This window comes from Deinococcus indicus (genome assembly GCF_002198095.1).
GTDB lineage: Bacteria > Deinococcota > Deinococci > Deinococcales > Deinococcaceae > Deinococcus > Deinococcus caeni.
Genome location: NZ_NHMK01000003.1, coordinates 51,090 through 76,443, shown reverse-complemented (window position 1 = coordinate 76,443; position 25,354 = coordinate 51,090). Strand labels below are relative to the sequence as shown.

The following is a 25,354-nucleotide window of genomic DNA, read 5'->3' as shown; positions in this document are numbered from 1 at the left end:
CTCGTAGTACGCAGAAGGGATCACCGTGAACAACCTTTTTTTTACCCCCACGCATGTGGGGCAGGACTTTCGCCTACCAGCAGGATACGCGCCCTGCTGGTCCCCGGTCAACAGACCGGACGGGCACCCATGCCCGATGCGCGCGTAGGAGAACACCGTGACCACAGGCCCCATCGCCGATTTCCGGGATTTCATCATCTGGGAACGCGAATCGAACGACACCATCGACCTCAAGAAGATCTACATCGACATGGCTGGGGACCTGAAGGCCGGGCTGATGCTCAGCCAGATGGTGTACTGGCGCCTGCCCCGCAAGAACCGCAGCGACGACGACTCCCGCCTCAGCATCGAGCGCGAGGGTCGCCGCTGGCTGGCCAAGTCCGACCGGGACTGGTGGGCCGAGATCCGCCTGACCAGCAAGGAGGCCATGGGTGCACGCCGGACGCTGGAGCAGCGCGGCCTCGCGACGTTCCGGGTCTGGAAGTTCGCGGGGGACCCCACCACCCACATCAGCATCAACGAGGACCGCTTCATGGAGCTGTGGCAGCAGATGCTCCAAACCCCCCTGGAGGAGCGCCAGGCGGGCCGCGTGGAGCCGAAAGTGAAGCGCGAGCTGGTGCGCAAGAAGGGCAGCAAGCCCACCTCCGGCAACCGCCGCAAAGTGCAGGCCGACGAGGTGGACGGAGCCGCTGGCGAGGTCCAGGCCGGAGCGGCCGACCCCACCGGGGGGACCGGGGGCGGGGAAGTTGGTTATTATCAAAAGGGTAATAACCAAATTACCAAAACGGTAATAACGGAATTACCCGAAAGGCAAAAACCGGATTACCAAAACGGTAATTTCGAAACTACCGATTTGATAATTTCTTATACAGAGACTCCAGCAGAGATTCCCACAGAGACTCCGGCAGAGACTCCCCCAGAGAAAAAATCATCCATCATCACTGACCTGGGTGAGGCGCCCGAGGTTCGCGATGATGATGACCTTTCGCCTGACGGCGGAACCCCTGAAGGTCTGCCTGAAGACACGGACGCCGAAGGTGGCGAGGACCTGCTCTTGGATCAACTGGTCGGGTCTGGCGTGGAAGGCGGCGAATCAGGCACAGCCCAATCCCTTGAAGATGTTCCGCCGGCCGCGGCGGCCCCTGTGGAAAACCCTGTGGAGAACTCCGGCACTCAGGGCTGGGCGATCCTGGCCCTGGAACCCATCCCGCTCGCGGACCTCCAGGCCCGGCCCGCCCGTGACCCGGAAGGTCTGAAGGTTCTGCGGGCCCTGATGCAGGCCAGCAGTGCCAAGCGCCTCGGGCACCTGCGCGAGCAGCTGGCCCTGCCCGGCACGCACCGCCACCTGCTGCCCCGCCTGACGGACGCCGAACTGGACCGCGCCGCGAAGGCCGCGTCGCACGACGCCGCCCGCATTCCCGGCGGCATGCCGAACGCCGGGTACTACGCCCTGGACCGCCTGCTCGGCAAGGCCTTCACGGCCGAGATGCTCTCCGGCCAGAGACCCCAGGCCCCGCAGCTGGCCTTGGGTCACGCGTACGACGTGAAGAACGAAGGTGCCCGCCCCGCCCCGGTCCAGGCGGACGCGCCGGTCGATGCGGCCATCGAGGCCGAGGGCGCCCTGGCGGCCGGGAAGATCTGGCGGCACAAGGCGAGCGGCACCCTGGTCCGCATCGAACGCATCGACGGCCCAACCGTCTACCTCGACAGTGGCGACCGCCTGAGCATCGCGAAGTTCAGCACCAGCCACGTCAAGCACACCGCGCAGCAGGCGGCCAGCTGATGCCGCACCGCAACCCGTCCATCCCGAAGTACGTCGACGAGATCCCCGAGGGCCTCGCCACCCGCGACCAGCTGAAAGCGGCAGGCCTGCAACCCGCCTCAGACCGCCCGGTCGCCCTGGTGGAACTCAACGCCCCGAACAGGCAGACCCTCACCGGACTGTTCGAACGCGCCGCCGCCGTCCCGCTCGATCAGGAGGACCCCACGTGACCCACCCCGCCTCCCCCACCCCGCACGCGGCCGTGGTCACCGTGACCGGCTGGCCCACCGCACTCCCGGACGGCATTCGCATCCACGGCCTTCACGTCCGCACGACCTGGCGGCCCGGTGAGACGCCCCGGCGCGTCACGGTCCGCGCGTTCCCGGACACCAGTCCGTCCGGCGCGCTGCGCCGCCTGTACGCCCCGCCGGCGAACATCCGCCCGGCCCGCCGCCCGAACGGCACGGACGTCCTCGTGACCGGCACGCTCCTGAAACTCGACAGCAGCGAGGGCCTCATCCGCGTGAAGATCGCGCCCGCCGTCGCGAACACCCACCCGTTCACGGTCACGCTCCAGGCCTCCACCGAGGTGCTGCGCCTGGATCCGGGCACGTTCAGCGTGACGGTACGCGGCCGGGTCCTGAACGTCGGACCGGGCGTCCTGCTCGCCGAGCAGATCCGCAGCGTGCACGCACCCGTCCCGGAACGCTGGCAGGGCGTGCGCGCCTACACCCGCCGCGTGAGCGCCACGCCCCCGGCAGAGCCGCCCGCCGCGGCCGACTGAGCCCACACCGCACTCCGCTCCGCCCTCGAGTCCCGCCCTGGCCACCGCGCCGGTGCGGGACTTCGCGTTGGAGGTTCTCCGTGCTCGACGACCTGTACGTCGTGGCCGACGACCGGCCACCCACCACCCTCCGGATGTTGATCGCGCACGCCGCCGAGGTGCGCCGCAGCAGCAACCGGATCTACCCCATCCTCGATGCCGTCCCGGACCTGGACTTCACGGCCCGCCGCCTGCTGGACGCGCTGGACGAGGACACCCGCGACCTGCACCACGCCGCGCAGGCCTTCGCGCTCGCGTGCCTGCGGGCCGCCCGGCACCGCTGGCCCGGCACCGACAAGCAGGCCACCACCCGCGCCCGCGACCGACTCGACGAGGCCCGCCGGGCCCGCGAGAACCAGCAGGCCCTGAAGGACCTGCGCCGCAAGGTCGCCCAGCGCCCCTCGCCGCCACCACCCCCCGCCATGCCCACCCTGCTGGAGATCCCATGAGCTACTTCCGTTACACCCCAGGCCCGCCCCTCGAACAGCCGTTCACCGTCACCAGCGGCATCGTCATCGCGTACGGCGTGTCCTCCCGCATCAGCGTCCGCATTCCCGCCGGTGGCACCTGGCCCGGCCACGCCGCCCTGCCCGGCCCCATCACCGACCACCTCCAACTCGGAGAGACCGGCTGCATGCCCGGTAGCACCTGGACGGACGCCGTCACCCCCGACGCCCTCACCGCTGGGGTCGCCCTGATCACCGCGCAGGCCCTGACCGTGCACCCCATCGCGGAGCGGATGGATCTCCTCGGCCGACTCGGACACCAGCCCCGCACCCTGAACCAGGTGATCGCCGGCGGCCTGCTCGGCTGCAGCCGAGAAGCCTTTTCAAAGAGCCGCGCCACGTACTGAATCCGGACCGCACTGACGTCAGTGCGGACCCCACAACCCACCGCCCCGCGACCGGGCCGCCCCCATCCCAGGAGGCGGCCCGCGCCCCCATTCCCCCCGGAGGACCCCCTTGCCTGACCACCCCGAACCCCTCTACCAGCTGCTGCTCACCGAGTCGGACCTCCTGGCCCTGGAACGCGCCGCTGAACTCAGCGGCCGCCTGCACATGGGGCAGACCTGGGCGGTCGCGGAACACGTCGACCGGGCCGACATGACCCCCGAGGGCCGCAACGCCTTCCGGAGCGCCCTGGACGCCCTGGCGTACTTCATCACGGGCCTCCACAACCCCGCGCACGCCCGCTACCCCACCGACCGCGCCCGGCAGGCCGGCGAGCGCGCCTTCCACCTTCAGGAGCACCTGCGGTACGCCCGGACCGCCGACCCGAACGTCCGGCCCGTCGCGTTCGCCCCGAACCTCGCGCGGCGCCTCACGCCCCGCCCGCCCACCACGCCTGCGCCCATCGCCCTGAACGACGTGCTGAAAGCCAGTTTCGGCAGTGAGGACCTATGACCCTGATCCAGCTCCAGATTCCCGTGACCGACCCGCATGACCTCACCAGCAGCGAACGGGACGCCATGACCGGGGAACTGCGGCGCCGCGCTGGCCGCGAACTACCCGTCCACGTCACCCCGGAAGGCCTGCGCGTCAGCGTCCTCGACTGCACGCCCGACCAGCACCGCGCGCTCAGTGCCCACCTCGATCACCTGCGCCGCCCCGGCACCACCCGCACCGCCCAGGACCAGCAGCTGCTCGCCGCCTTCGGAGGCCCCCAGTGACCCCAGACCAGACGCACGACCTCATCCGCTACGCCATCTTCGCCGTCATCCTGCTGGCCCTTCTGGGCGCCTACGTGGCCACCAGCCCGCGAACCGACCGACCCGCCCGCCGCGCCCACACCGACCGGCGCCTCTCCCCCGTCGAGTACGCCACGCTGGAGATCGTCCGCGCCGGACTGCAACGCCACGGCTTCGACGCCCTGAAACCCGAGCACGTGCAGAACGCGAACCGGGCCGCGCGCATGATCGTTCACCAGGACGAGAAGGACGACCTGCAGTGACCGGCCCCGCCCCCCTCCCCTGGCCTGCCGTGCGCCGCGCCCTGCGGGGCATCCCCTGGGCGCAGCCCGTCCCGGCCCGCGCCGCCCCCGCTGCCCTGCGCCTCCTGCCTCACCTGCGCCTGCCGCTGTGCATGGAGCTGATCGGCAGCACCAGCGAGATCCGGCGGCTGGCCGACGCGCCCCACAGGCGACTGATCGAGGCGGTCCTGCACACCCAGCCCGACCCCGGACCGACGCTGCCCCTCTGGCCGGACGGAGTGCCCGCTTGACGCCGGACGCCCCGCCGCTGCTCGAAGCGGTGCTGCTGGCCGCGCTGGAAAGCCCGTGCGGGATCACCGGCGCCCTGGCGCGCGCCCGCACCCTCACGCCCGCCCCGCTGCCTGCCCTGGACCGCGACGAGACCGTCCGGCACGCCCTGGCCCGCTACCTGCGCGAGCACTGGATTCAGGTCCTGCCCAGCCCCGGCAGCCCCCGCTACCACCTGACCGGCCTGGGGGAACAGCGTCTCCTCTGGCACCGGCAGCGCGGCACCCTGGAGGCCCCCACGTGACCGCGACGGCAACGGTCGCGCCGTTCCGGCGGCAGTCCTGCAACCGCCCGCCCAGCGTGCCGTGGCACCCACTGACCGCCTGGATCCCCGGCCACGGCAGCGCCGCCTGGCGCGCCCTGGCCCTCCTCGCCGACGGCCCCCTGACCGGCACGGCCCTCCTCGCCCGCCTGCCGGACGTCACCCCTCAGCAGTTCCACGCGGCCACGTACCGCCTCCGGCGTCACGGGTACGCGGACCGGAGCGGCCCGCAGGACGGACGGGCCACCTGGACCCTCACGCCGACCGGGGGGCAGGTCCTGACCGCCGGCGCGTCCGACCTGACCATCCGCCAGGCGCAGACGCTCCTGCTGCTCACCCCCGGCCTGCCGGTGGGCCTTCTGAGCCTCGTGCAGGCCTTCGGCGACCGGCACGGCCCCCGGCACTGCTCCTGCGTGCATCACTCCCGCGTGCATCAGCTGCTCGTCACGCTCGAACTGCGCAACCTGGTCGTCAGCGTCCCTGGCCGGCAGTGGGCCCTGACCGACCTGGGCGCCGCCCGGCAACCCCTGGCCCGCGCCCGCCTCGGGCTGACCTGACGTGCCGTTCGACGAGACCTTCCTGCGCGAGTACCGCCGGAAGCACCCACACCTGTTCCCGGAGGAGGCCCAGCCCTCCCCGCCGCCCGCGCCGGCGCCGCCGCGTGACAACGGTTACCCGGACGAAGCGGCGTTCCAGGTGGCCGCCGTGCGGGAACTCACCGCACTCGGCTGGCACGTCCAGGAGTCCTACAAGGGCAGCCGCAGGGGTGGGAGCGTCTACATGACAGTCGGCTGGCCGGATCTGGTGCTGTACCTCCCGGACGGCCGGCGGCGCCTGTGGTTCGCGGAACTCAAACAGCCTGGCAACAAACCCAGCGACGACCAGCTCGCCTGCCACGCCCGCCTGCGGGCCGCCGGGTTCCGCGTGGTCGTCGCGTACACCCTGGCCGAGCTGCTGGCCGCCGAGCAGGAGGAACGCGCGTGAAGAAAGCCCCCCACCCCGCCCACCGCTACCGCCACACCGCTGAAAAGGTGCGCGAACGCTACGGCCTGCGTCTCACCCGCGCCGCGTACCGGGACCTCTGCGCCCGGATCCGCGCGGACCTCGCCCAGGACCGCCTGCTCACGTACCCCGCGAACGGAACGCGCCTGTTCCTGCACGTCCCGTGGCGCGGCGTCACGCTCCGCCTGATCTGGTGCCCGCACACCCACCTGATCATCACCGCCCACCACCCCCACGCCCGCTGGGAGCGCAAACGCGCCCGCAGGCACGCCCGACAGGAGGACCGCGCCGCATGACACCCAACCACCTACACCTCACGGTCGCCCTGATCGCCGGGCAGGCCAGCCGGGAAATCACCGTTTCGCCCCCGGAAGCCGACCGCTACGACCAGGGCAAGGCCATCACCCCTGGCGTGGTTTTCAGCGACTTCCGCTTCCGCGCGCCCGACTGGAAAACCCCGCGCAGCCACCCGTTCCAGCCTCGCCACTGGGAGTCCGCGTGAACCGGCGCGCGGAGGTCCTGCACGAGCAGTGGGTGCAGGAGGGCAGCCCCGGCCTGGGTGACCTGCCGGACTGGGCGCAGGCGGCGCATCACGTCCTGCTGGCCCGCCGCGCCGCGCCGGACGGCCTGTCACCCCGCAAGGCGCAGATCCTGGGCCTCGTCCGGGCCGGGCAGAACCGCGAGCAGATCGCGAAGAACACCGGCCTGAGCCCGAACACCGTGAAGAGCCACATCGACTCGCTCTGCGTGCGCTTCAAGGCGAGGAACATGCGCGAACTCCGCGAGGTGGTCGAATGAAAGACCCGTACGCCCCCATCCTCCGCAAGACCCGGCAGGAAGCGCGCCGCCACCGCCTGAAACGCATCCGTCAGCACCACGCCGCCGGGCTGCCCTGGGCGTCCGCGCAACGCCGCGCCGCGCAGGACTACCGCAGCCGCCTCGGGTACGTGCCGATCAGCGACCTGGAACCCCACTACCTGCCGGAACTCGGCCTCCGGGAGCCCGCGTGACCCGCGCGGCCACCGGCGAGCTGGCCGAGGCGCTCGCGGAACTCGACACGTACGGCCCCACCCCCGCCGCACTCGACCGCGCCCGGCAACTCCAGCAGGTGCACGTCACCCCCGCCCGGATCCTGAACCCCGCCCTGATCCCCCTGACCATCCGCCTGAACCCGCACGGGGAACGCCGGCACCTCTGGACGCACGACCGGACCCTCACCCCGCACGACATGGCCACCACCATCCACGGACCCGGCACGCGCAGCCGCACGCCGATCAGGGAGTGAGCGGTGGTCATCACTGACGCCGCCATCCGCGCCGCCCGGACCCGCTGGATGGAACGCGACGACGACAGCGCCATCCGCGCCATCAACCTCGTCATCCAGCGCGGCGACCGCAGCACCCGCCACGGCCGCCCCCGCATCCAGCTGGGCACGCGCGTCCTGCACCTGATCGAGAACCGCGTCACGGACGCCACCGTGACCGGCATGCGCCACGCCACGAACCTCTACCGCCGCGCGAAGCGCGACGCCCGCGAACGCCGCAAGGGAGCCACCCCGTGACGAACACCATCGAAGTCAACGCCACCCTGCACCTGGAAGTCCGCTCGCGCGGCGCGCGGCCCGGGCAGGTGCACCGCGAGCAGCGCGTGTACACCCACACGCAGGTCGTCGATCCGAACGACCCGGAGCCGTGCAGGGTCACGATGCAGCGCCAGGTGCAGCACGCCGGCGGCCTGAGCGTCAGCACCTGGACGTGGACGCCCGAGACCTTCGACCTCGACGCCCGCACCAGCACCTTCCGCGAGAGCGTCAAGGCCAGCGACAAACTCCTCGAGTACCTGGAACGGTTCGACTGGACCCGCCGCCCGGACCTGGAAGAGGCCACGCCATGACAACCGCCGTCCTCCCCCCGCAGGAGATTCCCTGCCCGTCGTGCGGCGTCCTGCTGAGCGTCAGCCGCCGCACGAAGGACGGCGAGGTCGCCCGCTGCCCGGAGTGTCGCGCGACCAGCACGTACCAGGACGGCACGCTCACTCCCGCCCATCCGGATCCGGTTGCCGCCCCGCCCGCCTGGGCGTTCGCGGTGCCCGGCTGGGCCTGGAAGCGTCCATGAGCCGCTACGTGTCCTGTCACGTGGTCGCGCGGGCGATCAGCGCCGACCCGGCCGCGCAGGCTCCCGCCGCGAACCTCCTGATCGACGAACCGCCGCCCCTTCTGGAACTGCTGGCCATCCTCGAAACGGCCGGCTTCGAGTACAAACTCGCGCGCCGCATCCGGGACGGTGCGCCCCTGTACTACGCGACGGTCTGGCACCCCACCTGGGCGGCCCTGGGGCGCGGGTACGTCCGCCGCGTCACGGACACCGACGCGCCCGGCGCCCTGATCCGCGCGCTCGACGAGGCCCTCCGCTGGCATGGCAAGACCCGCCGACGCCCGGCCGTGCCGGAGTCCGCGTGACCCGCCGCCACCTGCGCGCCCACACGGCCCGCCTGAACCGCCGCCCACCCCGCAGTCCCGCCACCCGCCGGAGATGACCATGCCTGCACCCCTGACCGCCCTGCTCGCCCGCTGGCGTGCCCGCCGCGCCCTGCGCCGCGTCCCGCCGGAACTGCGGGTCCTGCACGCCCTGGCGACCGGCGTGACGTACCCGCCCCTGATCGCCAGCACGTACCACCTGACGCTCGCGCAGACCTGCGGTACCCTCGCTGCGCTCGAGGGGCAGCGAATCGTTCGCCGGCACGCGCCGCGCCCCCACCTGGATTCCCCCACCACCCTCCAGCGGTATGAACTCACCCTGTCCGGCGAGACGTACGCCGCGAAGGCCCTCCTGCCCGGCCTGCGGCCCGGCACGCCCGTCGCCTGGAAAGGCCAGCTCCTGTGCATCCGCCCCGGCCAGCATCTCCTGTCCGTCGCGGCTCTCAGTCCCATCACCGCTCACCTCGAAGGACGCCCCCACCCATGATGATCCCCCGCAGTAACGTCTGGCTGCCTGAACTCCCGCCTATCGACGGCACCCTGCCCGTCACGGTCGACACGCCCTTCCACGTCCTGACCGGCCTCGTCGTGGTGGAAGGACGGCATCACCTCACCCTGCTGCCCGGCGCGACCTGGCCCGGCCTGGACGCTCTCCCCGCCCCCATCGCGGCCAGCGTCATGAGCAGCGACCTGCGCGCCGCGACCGGCACCCGCCTGCGCGCCGCCCTGCCCGGCGAACTCCCCGCCGGCGTCGCCCTCGCCACCGCCCAGGCCCTCCGGTCCCTGCCCGGCCCGGAAGCCTACGAGGTCCTGACCGCCCTCACCGGGCACGTCCACACGCCCAGGGACGCCATGCTCATCCTCGACGTCAGTCACGAGACCGCCATGCGCGCCCTGAAGCACTATAAGGAGACCACCCGTGGCTGACCCTGCCCCCCACCTTCACCCCGACCCCGCCACGCTCCCCCCCGTCGCCATCGGCGACATTCACGGCCGCCTGGACCTCCTCGACGCTGCGCTCGCCGCCTTCACGGGCCGGCACATCGTCCTGCTCGGCGATTACGTCGACCGTGGCCCGGACAGCGCCCAGGTGATCGCCCGCGTCCGGGAACTGGTCGAATCCGGCCGCGCCACGGCCCTGCGCGGCAACCACGACCAGATGCTCATCAACGCCACCCTCCACGGGCACGGCCACGCCATCTGGGAAATGAACGGCGGCGACACCACCACGGACAGCTACGACGGCGATCACGCCGCCCTGCTTGCCGACGCGCAGTGGATGGACGAGCACCTCCTCCCGCACACCACCATCGGGAGCACCCTGTACGCCCACGCCATGCGACCCCACCCCACCGACTCGGACAGCGACGACCACCTCTGGGGTCGCCCGGACGGTGAGACGCCCTTCCATCCCCTTCCCCCCGGCGTGACGCACAGCGTCCATGGGCACACCGTCATGCGGTACGGCCCCGTGCCCCTCCAACTCAACGACGGGACCGTCGCGTGGTTCATCGACACCGGCGCCGTGTTCTCCGGAGAGCTCACCGCGCTCGATACGGCTACCTGGACGCCCACCACCATCCAGCTGCCCGCCCCGCACCACACGCAGGTCACCCCATGACCGCCGCCGCGCCCCCCACGCCAGCCCCAGCCCAGGCCCCGGCCGCCGCGCCCATCCACCCGGAAGCGGCCGCCCTGATCATCGGCGAGCAACGCATCCGCACCGGGTACCGCAGCCTCCTGCAGTACGCGCACGAACTCCACCAGCAGGCCGCCCAGGCCCAGGACCTCCACGAGACCCTGCACGACCTCGCCGGCCTCCCCGAAGAGGACGACGACCGCAAGGCCTACGACGCCCGGTACCAGGCCGCCCGCGCCGAACTGGAAGTCACCCGGCAGCAGGCCCAGCAGCACGCCCGGCGCATGATCCGCAGCAGCAGCGCCGCCCGCCACCACCACGAGTACCTCGCCACCCTCCTGCTCGACACCGCCCGGCAGGAAGCCCTCCAGCGCCCCCTGCGTGCCGCCCAGCTCCGCACCGCCCCCAGGCCCGCGCCCGGCAGCGCCCACGCCATCCACCCCACCCTGACCATCGACCCGGTGCAGATCCTCCACGAGCAAAGACAGGAACACAACGCCATTGCCGCCGCGTTCCTCGGCCGCCCCCGCCGCACCGGCGATAGCCACCTCGGCACCACCGCCGACGAGGACACCGCCCTCCTCCTCGACACCAACCGCGACCGGCACAGCCACGCGCTCCTCGCCGCCCGCTACCTTCTCAGCGGCCCCGACACGCTCGCCCGGCACCACGCGCAACTCGCCTGCGACGCCGAAACGCAGTACCAGGCCGTGCACGCCCGCATCCGCCGCGCCCACCGCGATAGCCGCCGATCCGCACCCTGGCAGGACGGCACCACCTGGACCGCGCACCTCCCCGACCACAACGACCCCGACCTCGCCCAGACCGTCCCCTTCCACTTCCACCTCGACCTCCGCTGGAGTGACGACGGCCTCGCGCTCCTCGTCGAACCGCACGACGCCGCCCACCTAGAACGGCAGAGCGGCATCACCGTCGGACGCGGCTGGCACTCCCTCGCCCGCTGGATCCTCGACACCCACGCCCGCCTCGGGGGCGAAGGCCCCGGCCCCCGCCCCCGGCACGAGCACCTCATCTGGACGCCCGTCACCGACCGTGACGGCCTCCGCCTCCCCCCCGCCCTCGAAAGCCGCTACCCGAACCTCATCGCCGCGCTCGAAGCCCTGCGCGTCACCCTCACCCCCGCCACCTGACCCGCCGACAAACCGGCTTGACAAAACGGAAAAATTCCCCCACACTCTTCGTACCGTAGGCGTCGTCTACCACAACCCGGACACACCCAAGCCCCCGCACCCAAACGCGGGGGCTTTTCCATGCCAGGAGCGCCCATGCCCCGAAGGAACCCAAAGCGCCCCTGGCATGAACAGGCGCGCCACCTCACCCCCGACGCGTTCTACAACCAGATTCGGACCTGGACGGACGCCAACCTCAACGCCGCCCAGGCAGACGCCCACCACCTCCCCCAGGAACACCGCGAGTACCTGCAGGCCGAACACGCCCACCGACACCGCAACGACCACCGCGACCCCTGGGCCACCGTCACCACCCTCTACAGCCCACAAGCCTGGACCACCCACCTCAAAACCTGGACCCTCACCCGCCTCCAGCAGGGCCAGGCACACCTCAACCGGCTCCCCGACGAGTACGCCCGCGCCCTCAAAGCGCAGTACCAGTACCGCCGGGATCACCCCTGGATCAAAGACCACGCCTGACGACAGGAGGCGCCCGATGGACAAACTGAACTGCCGAGTCGGACGTCAGTACCAGACCTGCACTCCCTGCAGCGGCACCGGCTGGCGCACCACCATCCACAGCAACGGCCACCCCGACCGCTGCGGAACCGCCGTCCACGCCACCCGTTGCCCCGCCTGTCACGGGCGCGGCATGACCTCCCTGCTCCCAGCCGCCTCCCTCCTGCCCGCCGTCCTCCAGGCGTACGCCCCCTACAGGAACGGCGCAGACCCCGCCCCACCACCCCGCGACCAGCGCCGCCCAAACACCCAGGGACGGCCCAGCGAACGCACCAACCTCAACTGACCCCGCCCGCTGGAATGGTTCGCGCCAGCACCCGTGCCCGTAAGACGCACGGCGATAGACGACCCGCAGCGGCGACCGGCTGGGACGCTGCGTGCCGAGGAAAGGATCGCGCCACATCGAGGGCGCACCCCTCGGCCCCACTGCCAGAGGACCCGCGTGTCCCCTGTGTTCTGACTGCCCAGCGTCGCGCCTGGGTAGCTGTCAAGGCTGACCGGAGCCCGCGTAGCGCATCCGGTAGGGGCGAGCGCCCCGACACCTGGGAAGGTGAACGAACTGGCAGAGTTGGCTGGCAGCCTCACGGCGCTCGCTTGCCCGCAAGGGCGTGCAGGTTCAAGTCCTGCCCTTCCCCCCACGAGACTCCTGCCACGCGCAGGCAGTCGATCCAGGCACGGTACCCGCCGTGCCCAGCCTCCCTCCCTAGCCCAACCGGCAGAGGCAGCCGGCTCAAACCCGGCCCAGTGCAGGTTCGAACCCTGCGAGAGGGACCACGCACCAATCACGATATGGGGATCCCCATATCGCCCACTACGTCCATGGGAAATCCCATGGACCCCACCGCACTGACGTCAGTGCGGCCCACCCCGCGCACGCCACCCCAGGAGGTGACCTGATGCCCACACCCAAGAAGAAACCCGCGAAGGCCCAAGCACAGGCCACCAAGAACAACACCAAGAAACCCACCCCAACCACCAAGACCCCACCGCACAAGCCGGGCACTGCCCAACCCAAGAACGACCCCCCCAGCCAGAAACGAACCGCCGAGTACCTCGCCAAGACCCGCAGCAAACCGCAGGTCACGAACGGCGGGAACCTCATACAGAATCCGTCCGGGCAGGAACCTCATACAGAACCTGCGCGCTCCGGTCGGAAGAAGCGGGAGCCGGGCCTGACGTGCGGGGCGCATGGGAAGCACCGTGGGGAGCCGTGTCGGCATCCGGCGGGTTTCCGGACGGATCATCCAGGCTCGGGCCGCTGCTACTTGCATGGGGGGCGGACGCCAGCGCCGACGGGTCGGTACTCGTCGGTGGAGCGTCCGCGTGTGCGGGAGCTGCTGGAGCAGTTCGAGTCGGATCCGGACCCGCTGAACCTCCTGCCGGAGGCGCAGCTGCTGCGGGCGTTGATGCTGGATTACATCAACCGGTTCGAGGAGCAGGACCGGATGCTGACCCGCTGGAACCTGAGTTTCGAGAAGGCGTTCCAGTCGGACTGGAATGAGTGGTGGCGGACAGTCCGGGCGGACGCGTTGGAGCGGGAGGATGACCTCAGCGCGGAGTTGCTGGAGCGCATGCCGGACCCGATGACGTACCTGCCGAGTAAGCCGCTGCGCATGGCGGACATCACGGACGCGGCCCGGCTGATCAAGGAAGTCGGGGCGATGGTGGACCGGATCCGGAAGGGTCAGCAGGAGAGCACGTTCAGCATGGACACGATCACGCGCCTGTGGGCCGTGATGGGCGGTCACCTGACGGACGCGGCGATGGAGGTGATTGAGAACGATGACATTCGGAGCGCTCTCCTCACCGCCGTGGAAAGCCGGTGGGGAACGATCAGCCTCGCAGAACTCGCCAGCCGCCGCGCTGAAGCAGGCGCGGAAGCAGGCTGAGCGGTTCACGCAGTACCAGACGAACCCCCTCGGGTACCTGCAGGACATCCTGAGCATCCGCCCCTGGAAAGGCCGGAATGGGAAGCGCGGGCAGTACGAACTCGTGCAGGACATCGGCGAGAGCGTGCGCCGCCAGCTGGCCGGGGACGAGTACGCTCCGAAGATCTTCCGGGTGGACAGCGCCCACGGCGTCGGGAAGACGTACATTGCCGCCGGACTGGTGAACTGGTTCTTCGACGTGTTCACGCCGGGCATCACGATCACCACGGCCCCCACGAAGGACCAGGTGGAACTGCTGCTCTGGAAGGACATCAAGAGCCAGCGCAAAGGCCGGGGCCTGCCGGGACGCGTCCTGCCGGAAACGCCGCGCATGGTGAAAGCCGAGAATCACTGGGCGATCGGCCGGACCACCAGCGACGCGGGCGGCCAGGGCACGGCGCGCGCGCAGGGTCAACACGCGAAGTACATGTTCTTCGTGGTGGACGAAGCGGAAGGCGTTCCGGCGTACCAGTTCGAGGCGATCAACGCCATGATGACCGGCGGCGTCGTGATGATCTGGCTCCTGATCGCCAACCCGCAGACCCGCACCAGCGCCTTCCACAAGCTCGGGAAGCAGCCCGGCGTGCAGAACTACCTGTTCAGCCTGCTGGACTTCCCGAACGTCGTCGAGGGCGTGGACGTGGTGCCGGGCGGCACGAGCCGTGCGTGGTTGAACGGCATGATCTTCAAGCACTGCGACGTCGTTTCGGAACACGACCCGGACCGCCTGACGTTTGAGGTGGAGTGGGAAGTGTTCGCGGACGGGGAGGAAATCTCCTACCCCGCCGGAACGATCTTCGCGCCGAGCGCGGACTTCCAGTTCCGTGCGCTTGGCGTGCCGCCCGCAACGAACGCCGGGGACGCCCTGATCAGCACGGCGCGCTTCGAGGCGGCCGCGCAGCGGCCGATTCCGGCCGTGCGGGATATGACGGTCGCGCAGATCGGCGTGGACTGCGCCCGCTTTGGCCCAGACGCCGGGAACGTGTGGCTGAATCAGGGACAGGTCCTGACCCGCGAGGCGGAACTTCGCCAGGCGGACGACTTCCAGTACGCGCACCAGATGAAACTCGCCGCACTGAAAGCCATCCGCGCCGGGGCGCAGCGCGTCAGTTTCCGCGTGGACGGCACCGGCGGGTATGGCAGCGGCAAGATCGACATCACCAAAGCCGACGCGGAACTGATGGAAGCCGCGCAGGTCGCCGGGTGCGTCCTGGTCTTCCACGAGGTGCAGTTCAACCACACCCCGCATGACCCGGAGCGCTACTACGACCGCGCGACGGAGCTGTACGGCACCACCAACGACCAGCTCCTGATCCTCAGTGTCCCCAACCCGCCCGAGCACCTGCAGGCGGACCTCACCGAACGGCGCGCACGCTTCGTCGCGAAGAACGCCGGAGCGGCGCGGCGCATCGTTCGGAAGCTCGAAGGGAAGGACGAGTTCAAGAGCCGCATCAAGCCCGCCCGCAGCCCTGACGACGGGGACGGGGCCGCGCTGGCCGCCGCGCCCGAGGAAATCTTCCGCCCACCCGCCGACACGCAATCCACCGTGACGGGCCAGGACGTCGTGAACGTCCAGTCCGCCTTCATGAACCGACTGAAGCAGAGGAGGTGAACCCACCATCGGCATTCGAGACTCCCTGACCCGCGCCTGGCGGACCCTGAACACCCCCGTCCAGGACCTCCTCCCGCGCCGCCGCGCCCGCGCCAGCCCCCACGCCCGGCAGGCCGTCACGGGCCGCGCCTCCTGGGGCATCGCGAACCTCACCCGCAGCCTCCGCAGCAGCGGACGGCAACTCGGCACGCAACGCAGCGCCGAGAACCCCGGCGCGATGCTCGACCGGATCGCCGGCGCGTACCTCGGGTACCCCGGCGACACCCGCACCCGCCTCACCGGCGTCCTGCGGATGCTCCTGCAGAGCGACGAGGACGTCAGCGGCGCCGCCAGCGACTACCTCGCCATCGTCAACCCCGGCCACACCATCGAATTCACCGGCAGTCGCAAGGCCGTCAAGGCCGCCCGCGCGGAACTGGACACCTGGGCCACCACCATCTTCCCCGAGGGAGGCGGACTGGACGGCCTGATCAACAACCAGATCCTCGAACTGCTCGCCAGTCCCGCCAGCAGCGTCGAGTGGCCCACCGACGACACCCGCAGCGGCGTGATCGGCGCGGTCGTCGTGCCCGCCGAACGCATCGCCGTCGGGTACGACCCCACCACCGGAGCGCGCACGTACCACCAGGTGGGCGTCGCCATCAACCCCATCGAACTGGACCCGGCCACGTACCTGTACGCGCCGCTCCTCACGATGGGCGGCGACCCGCACGGCATTCCGATGTTCCTCAGCGCCCTGCGGAGCCTGGACCGCAAGACCCGCCTGATCGACAACGTGGACCGCGTGATCGACCTGATGCGCAAGATCGCGCTCGTCGGCGTCGAACTGCCCCTGCCCAGTCCGCAGGAACTCGGCCTGACGGACGCTCAAGACCCCCGGTACGCGGAACTGAAAGCCGAGTACACCAACCAGGCGGCCGACATGATCCTCGGCCTCGCGGACGAGGGCCTGTTCGTCGGACCGGAAGGCACGAAGTTCACGATCAACAACATCAGCCACAGCCTCACCGGCCTGCAGGACATCGTCGGGGAGAACAACCGCCGCGTCTGGAGCGGCCTGAGCACCGTCGGATTCCTGCGCGGGCACATGGACAGCACCACCGAGGCACTCGCGAAGATCGTCTACCCGATGATCGAGGCGCGCGCCACGAACATCCAGGCCGTCATCGCGCGGCAACTGGAGTTCGGGCTGAACCTGCACCTGCGCCTGCGCGGCATTCGCGCCGTGGCGTACGTGCGCTTCCAGCAGGCCGAAAGTGCGTTCAAGCAGGCAGAAGCCGAAGCGTACAAGACCCGCATGGAAGCCCACCAGATCGGCAAGGCCATCGCCGGCAAGGCGTACGCCCGCCGGTTCGCGGACGACCTGGACTTCAGCGACGACGAGGACCAGCACGCCCCCGCCTGGGCGGACACCTGGGACGACAGCGCAGGCACCCCCGCACCCCCACCGCCCGCCCCCACCAGCGACCCGGACGCCCAGATCACCGCCCGGTACGCGTACCACCCCCGCGAACGACGGTACGTGCACGCCCCCACCCCCCAGGAGTGACCATGACCACCAAGACCCGCAGTCCCACCCACCTCAGCGGCGTCACCGCCCTGATCGCCAACGGCCGCTGGGCCATCAAAGGCGACCAGCTGCAGGACATCGTCACGGGCTTCAGCGCGTACCTCGCCGGGCACGGCCCCAGCGAAGACACCCTCCGTGAACTCAGGGCCGCGCGCGAGGGCCGCGCCGCCGCCACGCAGGACGCGCAGGACGCCACGCCCAGCGTCGCCATCATCCCCCTGCACGGCACGATCTTCCCGCGCGGCAGCATGATGGTCTGGATGTGCGGCGCCGTCGACCCGCACACCTTCGCCGACCGCGTCCGCGCGGCCGCGCAGGACCCGGCCGTGACGAGCATCATCATCGACATCGACAGTGGCGGCGGCGCCGTGTCCGGCATCGACGTGGCCGCGCAGGCCGTCGCGGAAGCCGCGCAGGCCAAGACCGTCACCGCCATCGCCAACACCATGGCGTGCAGCGCCGCGTACTGGATCGGCGCGCAGGCCACCGAGTTCATCGTCACGCCCGCCGGCGAGGTCGGCAGTATCGGCGTGATCGGCACGCACACCGACCAGACCGCCGCCCTCGAAGGGGAAGGCCTGAAGGTCACGTACGTCCGCAGCACGGAACGCAAAGCGCTCGGGCAGCCCGCCGAAGCCATGGACGGCACGGTGCTCGCGCAGTGGCAGGCGGAAATGGCCACCGTGCACGACCTGTTCGTGCAGGCCGTCGCCGCCGGACGCAACGTCAGCGTCGCGAAGGCCAGCACCTGGGCGACCGGGGACGTCTGGTTCGGAGACGGAGCCGTCACCGCCGGCCTCGCCGACCGGGTCGGCACGCTCAACGACATCATCACCGAACACCTCCAGGCCGCCACGCCCCAACCCGCCCCCACCCTCCGCCTCGGCCGCAGCGCCAGCGCGGAAGACCCGCACCAGGAGGACACCGTGCTCATCACCGTCAAAGACCGCACCGGCAAGACTCACACCCTCGACACCACCACCGACGCCGCCCAGACCGACGCGCAGACCCTCACCGCCACCCTCGAAAGCGGCGCGTACGAAGCGGGCATCCAGGCCCAGCGGGAACTCACTGCCGCCGCCCTCGGCGTCGAAGTGAACGACCTCACCGCCGACCGCCTCACCCAGCTGCGCGCCCAGGCCGCCGACGGCGCCGCCTACCGCGCCAGCCTCATCGAGAAAGTCGAAGCGCTCGCCACCAGCGTCTACGGCGCCGACGCTACCGCCGCCATCGAACGCGCCGCGCGCCTCGCCAGCAAGGCTGACACGGCCGACCTGCCCGGCATGATCGACGACCTCACCGCCCAGAAATCCGCCCTGTACCCCGCCGGACGCCAGAGCAAACCCGACGCCGGCGCGCCCCCCCAGGCCGACGACACCAAACCCGCCGCGCCCGCCGTTCCCCCGACCGCCTTCAACTTCTAAGCCCCCCGCTCACCGCCCCATCCCGCTTCCCCTGGAGGAACACCATGAAACTCGGAGAACTCGTCTTCAACGGCCAGAACCACTTCCCCACCATGAACCTCGCCGCCGGCACCGTCGTCGGTGACGCCGTCGCCCACACCGGCGCCGCCACCGCCGGACGCGGTGCGGACGGCAACCCCCTGCTCGGCAAGGTCCTCACCAAGGAAGCCGACGGCGTCGGCGCCGTCGCCCTCGAAGGTGCCGGCTTCACCGACATCGCCACGGTCGGCACCCTCCCCCTCGGCTACCAGACGCTCGTCGTGGACGGCGCCGGGAAAGCCAAGGTCGGCGCGGGCGGCACCCGCGTGCTCGTGAACATCGCCCAGAACGGCCTCGCCAACATCAAGCTGTAACCCCCGCCCCCGGCACCACGAACCGCGCCCACCCTGCAGCAGGGGTGGGCGCTCCCATGACGCCCGCAGGAGGGCCAGCCCATGCCGAAAATCAAGAAGATCAACGACCTCACCCTCGCCCTGAAAGCCGACGCGCACGCCGAGCGCCGCACGTTCGCGCAGCAGATCCAGCACCTCGCGGACAACGGCGAGATCGACAGCAGCCTGTACGACCCCGCCACCCGCGACAGCACCGGCGCGAGCGTCGCCGCGTGGAAGCAGGTCATGGTGCGCGGCGCGGGCCTCGAACCCCGCGGCCGTCACGCCGCCGCGACCGTCAACGACGCGTTCTTCCGCCAGGAAGACAACCGCATCCTGTTCCCCCTGTACATCGAGGAACGCTACCGCGAAGTCGGCCGTGACAGCCGCAACGGCCTGACGCTCGCCGACGTCGTCACCGACACCCAGCCCGTCGAGGCCAGCGTCGTCAACACCCAGCTGCTCAGCTTCCAGGACGACGAGAACGCCGACCTGGCCCGCGTCGCCGAAGGCGCCGAGTACCCCGTGCTGACCATCACGCAGGGTGACGCCGTCGTCCGCCTGTTCAAGTGCGGCGGGCGCCTGGAAGCCAGCCTCGAGGCGATCCTGAACGCCAGCCTCAGCACCTTCGACCGCTGGCTGCTGAAGGTCCGCCGTCAGGCCGACCGGAACAAGATCCGCAAGGCGCTCGACATCCTCAAGAACGGCGACGGCAACAACAACGCCGCCCCGAACGTCAACGCCGCCGGCGCGACCCTGACCGCCGCCGACTTCGTCGCGCTGCTGATGAAAGCCGAGGAGTACGGCGCGGAACCCACCATCCTGACCGGCGCGACCGCCGCGCTCGGGCAGGCGCTGAGCATGGACGTCGTGACCGGCACGGGCAGCACCGCCGCCGCCGCCGACTTCCGCGACACCGGCACGTTCCCCACCCTGTTCGGCATGCGCCCCAAGCTGCCGCCCCAGCGCAGCGTCCTGACCGGCACCGACCAGCTGCTCGCCATCGACCCGGCCGCCGCGCTGACCATGCACTACGACCCCCGCTTCGACCTCGTCCGGTACGAGGACATCATCCGCCGCGACCTGCAGGCCGTGCAGATCACCGAGATGCTCGGCTTCAGCAAGCCCGACACCGGCGCCGCCACCACCCTCACCCTCCAGTAAGCGTCACGCCGGGCCGCTGACCCCAGCAGGCCCGGCGCAGGAGATCACCCATGGCCACCAGGAAAGAGAACGCCGGACTGCTCGGCGAGAAACTCGGCGTCACCATCAACACCGAGGCCACCAACCCGAAAGCGGACGTCCTGCAGGGCTGGGCGGACCGCGTCGAAACGGACCCCGAAGGCGTCAAGCGCGAAATCCTCACCACGCAGGTGCAGGACGCGCTGGATGTCGAACTCACGGACGCCACCCTGACCAGCGAGCAACTCCAGGCGCTGCTGGACGAACCGGACGCGGACGCCGCGCGCGCTGCCCTGGCCGAACTGCAGGGCGGCAGCGCCAGCACAGGCAGCGCCGAGCCCGCACCGGACGCGCCGACCTTCACGGTCCGCGTGAACGACACCATCGCCGCGTACGGCGGCACGTTCACCGACCCCGACCAGGCGCAGGGCAGCCGCGTGATCGGCGCGGACCCCGTCACCGCCCACTGGACGCCCGCCCTCGCGCGCGGCCTGCGCGACGGCACCCTCGTCGAAGCGCAGGACTGACCCGTGATCACCGTCACGCCCGCCGAGGTGCCCCAGCTCATCCCCGACGCGCCAGCGGACGTGACGGACGTGACCGAAGGACACCTCACCCTCGCCGCCCTATGGGTCGCACAGCGCCTCGCGGAACGCAACGTCAGCGACACGGCCCTCGACACGCCCCAGCGACTGGCGGCACGTACCGCCATCGCCGCCAAGGCCCTGGAACTCCGGGCCGGAACGGACAGCGGGATCACCCTGCATCATGTGGCGACGAGCGGACCCGCGAAAGTCATCGAGTCCATCAAGATCCCGGACGAGCTGGAAGTGAAGTACCGCGCGGCCGCGTCGAAAGACGAAACGCTCACCCTCACCTCCACGCACTGGGCGGGACTCGCTGAGAAATTCCTGCTGCTGGCCTTCCCGTCCGCTCCGCGCCGGCCGCTGTTCCCCGGAGCGGCGCGATGAGCCTCCTGGACGACGTGCAGGCCGCCGTGGCGTCCGTGGACTCGGATGCGGACCTGAACGCCCTGCGCTACCCGCTGCGCGCCGTCTGGTCGGACGGGATCACCCGGCAGTTCGGCGTGAGGGACCCGAACCGGGGCAACGGCGGACGCGGTCTCCTGAAACTCCAGACGGACCCGATGCCCGCCAGTCTGCGCCTTCTTCGTCTCGCGCCAGGGCAGAGCGAACCCACTCCCGGCACCAGCGTCCCCCATCAGGGCGGGCAGCTGGTGTTTGGCGTATGGAGCGACGAAAGCCAGTACACCGGCCGGAGCGTCGGCGTCTGCCGACTCGTGGACGCCCGCGCCTACCCGGTTCAGGCGACCGCCGCAGGCCAGAGCGTCCGCCTGCGCGTCCAGGCGACCGCCACGCTCCCCGGCGGCGCGCAGTCCGGCAACGACCTGGCCGCCAGCGTGGACGACAGCCACCGCGCGCACCTGCCGCCCGGCGTGACCCTCGACCCCGGCACCGTCATCAGCACCACGGACGGCGACGAGTACGAGGTCGTGCCGCCCATCCAGCGGGACACGCTCGGCGACACCCTCGGCCTCAGCTGGCGCGGACGCACCGGCGCGCGCGCCCCCACGCCCGGCAACGACCCCACCCCCGACCCCGGCGTGCCCGTCACGCCCCCCGCCATCGACCCGTGGTGGAACCAGTGACCCTGAACATCCAGGGGGACCTGCGCGCCCTGATCCGTGACGTGGAACAGCAACTGCCCGACCGCGTCACGGCCGAGGTCAACGCCCGCTGGGCCGACGCGGCCGCCGAGCGACTGCGCGAGTACGTCGGCGGCGGCCCCATGACCCGCTACCTCACCGCCCGCACCGGCGCGGCCCGCCAGAGCGTCACCGCCACCCACACCAGCGCCGGCAGCAGCATCAGCGCCACCGGCCCCGGCATGAACCTCCTCGAGGAAGGTACAGCCGGACTGCCCGGCGGAGCCATCCGGCCCCGGCGTGGCAAGTGGCTGACCTTCCGACTCCGGAACCCCTGGGACGGCGCGGAGGCCACCGGGAACTGGGTGCGGGTCCGACAGGTGCGACTGCGGCCCCGTCACATGGTCCGCGACGCCGCCCTGCAGGCCACCAACCTGATCCCCGCGTTCGTGAACTTCGCACTGGAGACCCCGTGATCGACCCCGCCCCACTGTTCCGCCTGCTGTACCAGCACGTCAGGACCCAGGCGAACCTGCCCGGCCTGACGCCCCGCCCGCTCGCCAGCAAGGAACTCAGGGGCGGGACGTCCGAGTTCGTGATCACGGCCGGCCAGGACAGCCCCGGCGGCGGCTGGGGCAGCGGCGGCCTGCTCGTGCCCCGCGCGTACCAGGGCTACATCGCCGTGCACTACGCCGCCGAAACCGACCAGAGCAAAACGTTCAAGGACGAGGCGGCCGTGTTCCGCGCGCTGACCAGCTTCGACCGCCTCCCCGACGTGCAGGGCAACCCCGCATTCCGGGGTCTGGGCGGCGCGCCCAGCAACTGGTTCCTGAACCCCGTCCCGGTCGAAGCGGGCCTCCCGCCCGTCCTGACCCTCGCGTTCGACTTCACCCTCGAGGTCGACCTGACCATCACGGAGACCCCATGACCAAGACCAAGCCCGAACCGGCAGCCGCCCAGAAAACCCCGGAGCCGCGCGGCGAGAACCTCGCTTACACCAGTCAGACCACCGGCGTCGTCCCCCTGAAAGGCTACCCGCCCGTGCAGGTGGCCCCTGGCATCGTCATTGCGCCCGACAGCGCCGCCCACGCCCAGGCCATCCTGAAAACCGGGCACTTCGAACGGACGACCGCCAAAGCCACTGCGCCCGTTGAAGACGAGGCCACCGCGCCCGCCGAGGAGACCGCATGACCTTCACCGCCAACACCGCCATCCGCAACCAGGGCCGCCGCGGCCACTTCGGCATGGCCCTCCAGACCGAACCCGGCGTGTACGTCCCCCCCACCCACTTCCTGCGCGAAACGGGCGGCAGCGGCTTCCTGCCCGACGACCTGGAACGCATGAGCCAGGCTTTCCGGGGCAACGCGTTCGAGAACCCCGCCGAGTACGCCGGCAGCGACTACCAGGGCCGCAGCGTCACCACCGAAGCGACCGCCGCCGACGTCATCCTGGCCATGAAGGCCATGTTCGGCACGCCGGACGCGCAGGGCGTCATCACGCCCGTCGACAGCACCCAGTGGGCCGAGTACTTCCCGCTCACCGCGTTCAGCGGTCAGTGGTACGTCCCCGGCGCCGGCCACGTGCAGATCACCGACGGCCAGCTGCACGAGATGCTCCTGACCGTCCCTGAGCAGCGCACCGAGTACGTCACCGCCCAGTACTCCTTCCACGCAGCCAAGGGCGTCCGGCACCCCGAAGGTGCGCCCATCGCGCCCTTCGCGCCCATCGTGCCCGTCATCCCCGGCTACAGCGGCGGCCTGGGCCGACTGGAACACACCGTCACCATCGGCGGCATCTCCTACGTCCCCGACAGCACCAGCACCGCCCGCCTGTACAACCCCGTCGAACCCCTGCCCGCCAACGGCGAGTTCGTCAGCGGCTTCGCGCCCAGCGAGCAGCCCATCGGCGCGGAATTCGGCATGAGCTTCGCCCGGCCCGTCGAAGCCATCCTCGCGCTCGGCAAGAGCAAGGCCTTCACCACCCTCGTCTGGAAACTCGCCGTCGGCACCACCAAACTGATCGAGATCACCGCCCAGGTGCAGGTCAGCGCCCGCGAAGTGCCCGTCAGCCCCGGCCGGGTCCGCACGACCGCCACGCTCCGCGCCCGCAACCAGACGCCCGGCGTCAGCCCGTTCAGCATCAAGACCAAAGACACCTGACCCTGACCCCCCCCGCCCGCGACAGGGCGCGCGCTGCCCCTTTTCGTGCGCGGGGTTACCACCCAACAGGAGAGTCATGATTTCACCCCATGTCATCGCTGCCGAACTGGAGCGCCGCGCCGCCGACGCCCACGCTGCCTGCATCTCGGCCGACCTGCTGCTGGACGCCCTGCACCAGCTGGGCGACCCGCACCCGGAAGCGGGCCTCCGGCGAGTCCTGGCCGACCTCATGCGCCCTCCGGAACGAGGCCTTCCTGCATGAACCTCCTCGAGGAGGGCGCGGCTGGACTGCCCAGCGGAGCCATAAGACCCTGACCTTCCGCCCGCGACAGGGCGCGCGCTGCCCGCCGACCATGGGGCGCGCGTCCTGCTCACCGGTGACGCCATCGCGGGCCGTCACCGACCACACACAGGCAGGCCCATGAACGAAACCCTCGCCGCCCTCCGGGCACAGAACACCCGCACCGTCCACCTGCTCGCCGACGGCGACACCGCCCGCAGCGTCCCGCCCGGCACGCCCGGCGCCCTCGCGTTCCTCCTGGCCCGCGTGCCGGCCCGCGACATTCGCGCGAACCTGCTGTACGCCGCGCTGGGCCGCGACGGGTACTACGCGTACGCGAACTGGTTCAACGCCGAGGCGCAGAAAGCCCTGGCTGCCGCCGAAGCGGCCAGTCACAAACCCGGCGACCCCGCGCCCTTCGACGACACCCTGCCCGACGACGGCGAATGGCGCGCCCACACCGTCGCCCTGGAAATCGCCGTCGAGGAAGCCCTCCTCGACCTCGGCATGCTCAGCCCCACCTTCGAGGACGCCGGGACCATCCTCGGACCGTACCGGACCGCCCTGGCCCGCGAACTGGTCACGTGGGGCCGGGAGGTACCTGAATCGCCGGACTCACCCAGCGGGAACTCCGTGCCGCCATGACCCTCCACGCCATGAGCAGCGGCGGCATGGGCGGCGGGTACGGCAGCCCCGCCCTGCAGGTCGCGCACTGCTACGTCGATGAACTCGCGTGGCAGGCAGCCGTGTGGACGTTCGCGCAGGGCCGCAGCGCCTACCGCGAAGCCTGGGACCTCAGCAACAAACCCAAAAGCTGACGCTACCCCCGCGCGACAATCGCCCGGCTGATAGCGTCCACCACGGCCTGCACGCGCTTCTCACTCCGATCCGTCAGGGCCTTCACCTCACCCGACGCAGTCCGGATGCTGACCACCCAGTCACGCGGCTGCAACAGGCCCCACAGCACCCCGACCATCACGGCCGGCACGCCGATCATCCACGAACTCGACGCCCACGCGGCCAGCCCCGCGATGATCAGCAGCGCCGGACCCGTCCATAGCGTCGGCTCACGCGCCACCGACACGGACGTGATCCCCGCAATCGCGTACGTCTCCCGGCCCGACACGAACCGCGTTTGCGTGACCGTCACCCCCGGACCCTCATAGAACGTCGTTTCCACGCCCCCTTCTAACA

General features: G+C 70.8%; 44 protein-coding genes and 2 tRNA genes. 45 read left to right on the top strand and 1 reads right to left on the bottom strand.

What is annotated here, in order from left to right:
• Positions 1-157 precede the first annotated feature (157 nt).
• The 45 genes from CBQ26_RS21155 (at position 158) to CBQ26_RS21665 (ending at position 24,978) form a co-directional block, all read left to right on the top strand.
• Complete coding sequence (locus CBQ26_RS21155; protein ID WP_143341897.1) at positions 158-1,783, top strand: hypothetical protein; 1,626 nt, start codon at positions 158-160, stop codon at positions 1,781-1,783.
• Positions 1,783-1,992: a hypothetical protein gene (locus tag CBQ26_RS00760; RefSeq protein WP_088246715.1), complete on the top strand. Its 210-nt coding sequence runs from the start codon at positions 1,783-1,785 to the stop codon at positions 1,990-1,992. Before CBQ26_RS21155 ends, CBQ26_RS00760 begins: the two co-directional genes overlap by 1 nt.
• Positions 1,989-2,546, top strand: a complete 558-nt coding sequence (locus CBQ26_RS00755) for a hypothetical protein (RefSeq protein ID WP_088246714.1) — start codon at positions 1,989-1,991, stop codon at positions 2,544-2,546. Before CBQ26_RS00760 ends, CBQ26_RS00755 begins: the two co-directional genes overlap by 4 nt.
• An 80-nt stretch (positions 2,547-2,626) precedes the next feature.
• A complete protein-coding gene (locus CBQ26_RS00750; protein WP_088246713.1) occupies positions 2,627-3,034 on the top strand; it encodes a hypothetical protein in 408 nt (135 codons plus the stop codon).
• Positions 3,031-3,438 carry a hypothetical protein gene (locus CBQ26_RS00745; RefSeq protein ID WP_088246712.1) on the top strand — a complete coding sequence of 136 codons (408 nt, stop codon included), beginning with the start codon at positions 3,031-3,033 and terminating at the stop codon, positions 3,436-3,438. Before CBQ26_RS00750 ends, CBQ26_RS00745 begins: the two co-directional genes overlap by 4 nt.
• A gap of 109 nt (positions 3,439-3,547) precedes the next feature.
• A complete protein-coding gene (locus CBQ26_RS00740) occupies positions 3,548-3,988 on the top strand; it encodes a hypothetical protein (RefSeq protein ID WP_088246711.1) in 441 nt (146 codons plus the stop codon).
• Positions 3,985-4,254, top strand: coding sequence for a hypothetical protein (locus tag CBQ26_RS00735; RefSeq protein ID WP_088246710.1), 270 nt, complete (start codon positions 3,985-3,987; stop codon positions 4,252-4,254). The genes CBQ26_RS00740 and CBQ26_RS00735 overlap by 4 nt, the downstream gene beginning before the upstream one ends.
• Positions 4,251-4,535 (top strand): hypothetical protein, encoded by a 285-nt coding sequence (locus CBQ26_RS00730; RefSeq protein ID WP_088246709.1) that lies wholly within the window; start codon positions 4,251-4,253, stop codon positions 4,533-4,535. The genes CBQ26_RS00735 and CBQ26_RS00730 overlap by 4 nt, the downstream gene beginning before the upstream one ends.
• On the top strand, positions 4,532-4,804 hold the full coding sequence (locus tag CBQ26_RS00725) for a hypothetical protein (protein WP_088246708.1): 273 nt from the start codon (positions 4,532-4,534) through the stop codon (positions 4,802-4,804). The genes CBQ26_RS00730 and CBQ26_RS00725 overlap by 4 nt, the downstream gene beginning before the upstream one ends.
• Positions 4,801-5,085, top strand: coding sequence for a hypothetical protein (locus CBQ26_RS00720; RefSeq protein ID WP_088246707.1), 285 nt, complete (start codon positions 4,801-4,803; stop codon positions 5,083-5,085). The genes CBQ26_RS00725 and CBQ26_RS00720 overlap by 4 nt, the downstream gene beginning before the upstream one ends.
• Entirely contained in the window at positions 5,082-5,660 is a 579-nt protein-coding gene (locus tag CBQ26_RS00715; protein ID WP_088246706.1) for a hypothetical protein, read from the top strand. The genes CBQ26_RS00720 and CBQ26_RS00715 overlap by 4 nt, the downstream gene beginning before the upstream one ends.
• 1 nt (position 5,661) lies before the next feature.
• Positions 5,662-6,087: a VRR-NUC domain-containing protein gene (locus CBQ26_RS00710; RefSeq protein WP_088246705.1), complete on the top strand. Its 426-nt coding sequence runs from the start codon at positions 5,662-5,664 to the stop codon at positions 6,085-6,087.
• The gene (locus tag CBQ26_RS00705) at positions 6,084-6,401 is read left to right on the top strand and encodes a hypothetical protein (protein WP_088246704.1); all 318 of its coding nucleotides are present in this window, start codon (positions 6,084-6,086) and stop codon (positions 6,399-6,401) included. The genes CBQ26_RS00710 and CBQ26_RS00705 overlap by 4 nt, the downstream gene beginning before the upstream one ends.
• Complete coding sequence (locus CBQ26_RS00700; protein WP_088246703.1) at positions 6,398-6,607, top strand: hypothetical protein; 210 nt, start codon at positions 6,398-6,400, stop codon at positions 6,605-6,607. The genes CBQ26_RS00705 and CBQ26_RS00700 overlap by 4 nt, the downstream gene beginning before the upstream one ends.
• Positions 6,604-6,903 carry a helix-turn-helix domain-containing protein gene (locus CBQ26_RS00695; protein ID WP_172417856.1) on the top strand — a complete coding sequence of 100 codons (300 nt, stop codon included), beginning with the start codon at positions 6,604-6,606 and terminating at the stop codon, positions 6,901-6,903. The genes CBQ26_RS00700 and CBQ26_RS00695 overlap by 4 nt, the downstream gene beginning before the upstream one ends.
• Positions 6,900-7,115, top strand: a complete 216-nt coding sequence (locus CBQ26_RS00690; RefSeq protein ID WP_088246701.1) for a hypothetical protein — start codon at positions 6,900-6,902, stop codon at positions 7,113-7,115. Before CBQ26_RS00695 ends, CBQ26_RS00690 begins: the two co-directional genes overlap by 4 nt.
• The gene (locus tag CBQ26_RS00685; protein ID WP_088246700.1) at positions 7,112-7,390 is read left to right on the top strand and encodes a hypothetical protein; all 279 of its coding nucleotides are present in this window, start codon (positions 7,112-7,114) and stop codon (positions 7,388-7,390) included. Before CBQ26_RS00690 ends, CBQ26_RS00685 begins: the two co-directional genes overlap by 4 nt.
• 3 nt (positions 7,391-7,393) lie before the next feature.
• Positions 7,394-7,666 carry a hypothetical protein gene (locus CBQ26_RS00680; protein ID WP_088246699.1) on the top strand — a complete coding sequence of 91 codons (273 nt, stop codon included), beginning with the start codon at positions 7,394-7,396 and terminating at the stop codon, positions 7,664-7,666.
• Positions 7,663-7,998, top strand: a complete 336-nt coding sequence (locus CBQ26_RS00675; protein ID WP_088246698.1) for a hypothetical protein — start codon at positions 7,663-7,665, stop codon at positions 7,996-7,998. Before CBQ26_RS00680 ends, CBQ26_RS00675 begins: the two co-directional genes overlap by 4 nt.
• On the top strand, positions 7,995-8,219 hold the full coding sequence (locus CBQ26_RS00670) for an FmdB family zinc ribbon protein (RefSeq protein ID WP_088246697.1): 225 nt from the start codon (positions 7,995-7,997) through the stop codon (positions 8,217-8,219). The genes CBQ26_RS00675 and CBQ26_RS00670 overlap by 4 nt, the downstream gene beginning before the upstream one ends.
• Complete coding sequence (locus CBQ26_RS00665) at positions 8,216-8,563, top strand: hypothetical protein (RefSeq protein ID WP_143341895.1); 348 nt, start codon at positions 8,216-8,218, stop codon at positions 8,561-8,563. The genes CBQ26_RS00670 and CBQ26_RS00665 overlap by 4 nt, the downstream gene beginning before the upstream one ends.
• Before the next feature lie 79 nt (positions 8,564-8,642).
• Positions 8,643-9,068 carry a hypothetical protein gene (locus CBQ26_RS00660; RefSeq protein ID WP_143341894.1) on the top strand — a complete coding sequence of 142 codons (426 nt, stop codon included), beginning with the start codon at positions 8,643-8,645 and terminating at the stop codon, positions 9,066-9,068.
• Positions 9,065-9,508: a hypothetical protein gene (locus CBQ26_RS00655; protein ID WP_143341893.1), complete on the top strand. Its 444-nt coding sequence runs from the start codon at positions 9,065-9,067 to the stop codon at positions 9,506-9,508. Before CBQ26_RS00660 ends, CBQ26_RS00655 begins: the two co-directional genes overlap by 4 nt.
• Complete coding sequence (locus CBQ26_RS00650; RefSeq protein WP_172417855.1) at positions 9,501-10,202, top strand: metallophosphoesterase; 702 nt, start codon at positions 9,501-9,503, stop codon at positions 10,200-10,202. Before CBQ26_RS00655 ends, CBQ26_RS00650 begins: the two co-directional genes overlap by 8 nt.
• The gene (locus CBQ26_RS00645; RefSeq protein ID WP_088246692.1) at positions 10,199-11,371 is read left to right on the top strand and encodes a hypothetical protein; all 1,173 of its coding nucleotides are present in this window, start codon (positions 10,199-10,201) and stop codon (positions 11,369-11,371) included. The genes CBQ26_RS00650 and CBQ26_RS00645 overlap by 4 nt, the downstream gene beginning before the upstream one ends.
• A gap of 135 nt (positions 11,372-11,506) precedes the next feature.
• A complete protein-coding gene (locus CBQ26_RS00640) occupies positions 11,507-11,890 on the top strand; it encodes a hypothetical protein (protein WP_088246691.1) in 384 nt (127 codons plus the stop codon).
• Positions 11,891-11,906: 16 nt separating this feature from the next.
• Positions 11,907-12,215, top strand: coding sequence for a DnaJ-like cysteine-rich domain-containing protein (locus tag CBQ26_RS21150; protein ID WP_143341892.1), 309 nt, complete (start codon positions 11,907-11,909; stop codon positions 12,213-12,215).
• 258 nt (positions 12,216-12,473) lie between these two features.
• Positions 12,474-12,567: transfer RNA gene (locus CBQ26_RS21675), tRNA-OTHER, on the top strand.
• 59 nt (positions 12,568-12,626) lie between these two features.
• Positions 12,627-12,703 (top strand) — tRNA-Leu (locus CBQ26_RS00635).
• Positions 12,704-13,254: 551 nt separating this feature from the next.
• Positions 13,255-13,818 carry a hypothetical protein gene (locus CBQ26_RS21670; protein WP_088246690.1) on the top strand — a complete coding sequence of 188 codons (564 nt, stop codon included), beginning with the start codon at positions 13,255-13,257 and terminating at the stop codon, positions 13,816-13,818.
• Positions 13,712-15,469, top strand: coding sequence for a hypothetical protein (locus tag CBQ26_RS00625; protein ID WP_143341890.1), 1,758 nt, complete (start codon positions 13,712-13,714; stop codon positions 15,467-15,469). Before CBQ26_RS21670 ends, CBQ26_RS00625 begins: the two co-directional genes overlap by 107 nt.
• 217 nt (positions 15,470-15,686) lie before the next feature.
• Positions 15,687-17,018: a hypothetical protein gene (locus CBQ26_RS00620; protein ID WP_088246688.1), complete on the top strand. Its 1,332-nt coding sequence runs from the start codon at positions 15,687-15,689 to the stop codon at positions 17,016-17,018.
• Between the two features lie 2 nt (positions 17,019-17,020).
• Positions 17,021-18,463 carry a S49 family peptidase gene (locus CBQ26_RS00615; protein WP_143341889.1) on the top strand — a complete coding sequence of 481 codons (1,443 nt, stop codon included), beginning with the start codon at positions 17,021-17,023 and terminating at the stop codon, positions 18,461-18,463.
• Positions 18,464-18,507: 44 nt separating this feature from the next.
• Positions 18,508-18,855 carry a hypothetical protein gene (locus CBQ26_RS00610; protein ID WP_088246686.1) on the top strand — a complete coding sequence of 116 codons (348 nt, stop codon included), beginning with the start codon at positions 18,508-18,510 and terminating at the stop codon, positions 18,853-18,855.
• 81 nt (positions 18,856-18,936) lie between these two features.
• On the top strand, positions 18,937-20,037 hold the full coding sequence (locus CBQ26_RS00605; protein ID WP_088246685.1) for a phage major capsid protein: 1,101 nt from the start codon (positions 18,937-18,939) through the stop codon (positions 20,035-20,037).
• A 50-nt stretch (positions 20,038-20,087) separates the two neighbouring features.
• On the top strand, positions 20,088-20,582 hold the full coding sequence (locus CBQ26_RS00600; RefSeq protein WP_088246684.1) for a hypothetical protein: 495 nt from the start codon (positions 20,088-20,090) through the stop codon (positions 20,580-20,582).
• Between the two features lie 3 nt (positions 20,583-20,585).
• A complete protein-coding gene (locus CBQ26_RS00595) occupies positions 20,586-21,026 on the top strand; it encodes a hypothetical protein (protein WP_088246683.1) in 441 nt (146 codons plus the stop codon).
• A complete protein-coding gene (locus tag CBQ26_RS00590; RefSeq protein ID WP_088246682.1) occupies positions 21,023-21,724 on the top strand; it encodes a hypothetical protein in 702 nt (233 codons plus the stop codon). The genes CBQ26_RS00595 and CBQ26_RS00590 overlap by 4 nt, the downstream gene beginning before the upstream one ends.
• On the top strand, positions 21,721-22,197 hold the full coding sequence (locus CBQ26_RS00585) for a hypothetical protein (RefSeq protein WP_143341888.1): 477 nt from the start codon (positions 21,721-21,723) through the stop codon (positions 22,195-22,197). Before CBQ26_RS00590 ends, CBQ26_RS00585 begins: the two co-directional genes overlap by 4 nt.
• The gene (locus CBQ26_RS00580; RefSeq protein ID WP_088246680.1) at positions 22,194-22,649 is read left to right on the top strand and encodes a hypothetical protein; all 456 of its coding nucleotides are present in this window, start codon (positions 22,194-22,196) and stop codon (positions 22,647-22,649) included. Before CBQ26_RS00585 ends, CBQ26_RS00580 begins: the two co-directional genes overlap by 4 nt.
• The gene (locus CBQ26_RS00575) at positions 22,646-22,912 is read left to right on the top strand and encodes a hypothetical protein (protein ID WP_088246679.1); all 267 of its coding nucleotides are present in this window, start codon (positions 22,646-22,648) and stop codon (positions 22,910-22,912) included. The genes CBQ26_RS00580 and CBQ26_RS00575 overlap by 4 nt, the downstream gene beginning before the upstream one ends.
• Positions 22,909-23,880 carry a hypothetical protein gene (locus tag CBQ26_RS00570; protein WP_088246678.1) on the top strand — a complete coding sequence of 324 codons (972 nt, stop codon included), beginning with the start codon at positions 22,909-22,911 and terminating at the stop codon, positions 23,878-23,880. The genes CBQ26_RS00575 and CBQ26_RS00570 overlap by 4 nt, the downstream gene beginning before the upstream one ends.
• A gap of 76 nt (positions 23,881-23,956) precedes the next feature.
• Complete coding sequence (locus tag CBQ26_RS21140; protein WP_143341887.1) at positions 23,957-24,142, top strand: hypothetical protein; 186 nt, start codon at positions 23,957-23,959, stop codon at positions 24,140-24,142.
• Between the two features lie 159 nt (positions 24,143-24,301).
• Positions 24,302-24,805 carry a hypothetical protein gene (locus CBQ26_RS00560; protein ID WP_088246676.1) on the top strand — a complete coding sequence of 168 codons (504 nt, stop codon included), beginning with the start codon at positions 24,302-24,304 and terminating at the stop codon, positions 24,803-24,805.
• The gene (locus CBQ26_RS21665; RefSeq protein ID WP_172417854.1) at positions 24,802-24,978 is read left to right on the top strand and encodes a hypothetical protein; all 177 of its coding nucleotides are present in this window, start codon (positions 24,802-24,804) and stop codon (positions 24,976-24,978) included. Before CBQ26_RS00560 ends, CBQ26_RS21665 begins: the two co-directional genes overlap by 4 nt.
• A gap of 2 nt (positions 24,979-24,980) precedes the next feature.
• On the opposite strand, the gene CBQ26_RS00555 is transcribed toward CBQ26_RS21665, so the two are convergent.
• Positions 24,981-25,310 (bottom strand): DUF6232 family protein, encoded by a 330-nt coding sequence (locus CBQ26_RS00555; RefSeq protein WP_143341886.1) that lies wholly within the window; start codon positions 25,308-25,310, stop codon positions 24,981-24,983.
• Positions 25,311-25,354 lie beyond the last annotated feature (44 nt).

Bases quoted from the DNA above. Each gene is read 5' to 3' on its own strand.
- CBQ26_RS00620 (WP_088246688.1), top strand. From the start codon at position 15,687: ATGCTCGACCGGATCGCCGGCGCGTACCTCGGGTACCCCGGCGACACC.
- CBQ26_RS00665 (WP_143341895.1), top strand. From the start codon at position 8,216: ATGAGCCGCTACGTGTCCTGTCACGTGGTCGCGCGGGCGATCAGCGCC.
- CBQ26_RS00575 (WP_088246679.1), top strand. From the start codon at position 22,646: ATGACCAAGACCAAGCCCGAACCGGCAGCCGCCCAGAAAACCCCGGAG.
- CBQ26_RS00625 (WP_143341890.1), top strand. From the start codon at position 13,712: ATGACATTCGGAGCGCTCTCCTCACCGCCGTGGAAAGCCGGTGGGGAA.
- CBQ26_RS00605 (WP_088246685.1), top strand. From the start codon at position 18,937: ATGCCGAAAATCAAGAAGATCAACGACCTCACCCTCGCCCTGAAAGCC.
- CBQ26_RS00760 (WP_088246715.1), top strand. From the start codon at position 1,783: ATGCCGCACCGCAACCCGTCCATCCCGAAGTACGTCGACGAGATCCCC.
- CBQ26_RS00570 (WP_088246678.1), top strand. From the start codon at position 22,909: ATGACCTTCACCGCCAACACCGCCATCCGCAACCAGGGCCGCCGCGGC.
- CBQ26_RS21665 (WP_172417854.1), top strand. From the start codon at position 24,802: ATGACCCTCCACGCCATGAGCAGCGGCGGCATGGGCGGCGGGTACGGC.
- CBQ26_RS00660 (WP_143341894.1), top strand. From the start codon at position 8,643: ATGCCTGCACCCCTGACCGCCCTGCTCGCCCGCTGGCGTGCCCGCCGC.
- CBQ26_RS00745 (WP_088246712.1), top strand. From the start codon at position 3,031: ATGAGCTACTTCCGTTACACCCCAGGCCCGCCCCTCGAACAGCCGTTC.
- CBQ26_RS00735 (WP_088246710.1), top strand. From the start codon at position 3,985: ATGACCCTGATCCAGCTCCAGATTCCCGTGACCGACCCGCATGACCTC.
- CBQ26_RS00700 (WP_088246703.1), top strand. From the start codon at position 6,398: ATGACACCCAACCACCTACACCTCACGGTCGCCCTGATCGCCGGGCAG.
- CBQ26_RS00690 (WP_088246701.1), top strand. From the start codon at position 6,900: ATGAAAGACCCGTACGCCCCCATCCTCCGCAAGACCCGGCAGGAAGCG.
- CBQ26_RS00610 (WP_088246686.1), top strand. From the start codon at position 18,508: ATGAAACTCGGAGAACTCGTCTTCAACGGCCAGAACCACTTCCCCACC.
- CBQ26_RS00615 (WP_143341889.1), top strand. From the start codon at position 17,021: ATGACCACCAAGACCCGCAGTCCCACCCACCTCAGCGGCGTCACCGCC.
- CBQ26_RS00640 (WP_088246691.1), top strand. From the start codon at position 11,507: ATGCCCCGAAGGAACCCAAAGCGCCCCTGGCATGAACAGGCGCGCCAC.
- CBQ26_RS00645 (WP_088246692.1), top strand. From the start codon at position 10,199: ATGACCGCCGCCGCGCCCCCCACGCCAGCCCCAGCCCAGGCCCCGGCC.
- CBQ26_RS00600 (WP_088246684.1), top strand. From the start codon at position 20,088: ATGGCCACCAGGAAAGAGAACGCCGGACTGCTCGGCGAGAAACTCGGC.
- CBQ26_RS00560 (WP_088246676.1), top strand. From the start codon at position 24,302: ATGAACGAAACCCTCGCCGCCCTCCGGGCACAGAACACCCGCACCGTC.
- CBQ26_RS00590 (WP_088246682.1), top strand. From the start codon at position 21,023: ATGAGCCTCCTGGACGACGTGCAGGCCGCCGTGGCGTCCGTGGACTCG.
- CBQ26_RS00670 (WP_088246697.1), top strand. From the start codon at position 7,995: ATGACAACCGCCGTCCTCCCCCCGCAGGAGATTCCCTGCCCGTCGTGC.
- CBQ26_RS00655 (WP_143341893.1), top strand. From the start codon at position 9,065: ATGATGATCCCCCGCAGTAACGTCTGGCTGCCTGAACTCCCGCCTATC.
- CBQ26_RS21150 (WP_143341892.1), top strand. From the start codon at position 11,907: ATGGACAAACTGAACTGCCGAGTCGGACGTCAGTACCAGACCTGCACT.
- CBQ26_RS21140 (WP_143341887.1), top strand. From the start codon at position 23,957: ATGATTTCACCCCATGTCATCGCTGCCGAACTGGAGCGCCGCGCCGCC.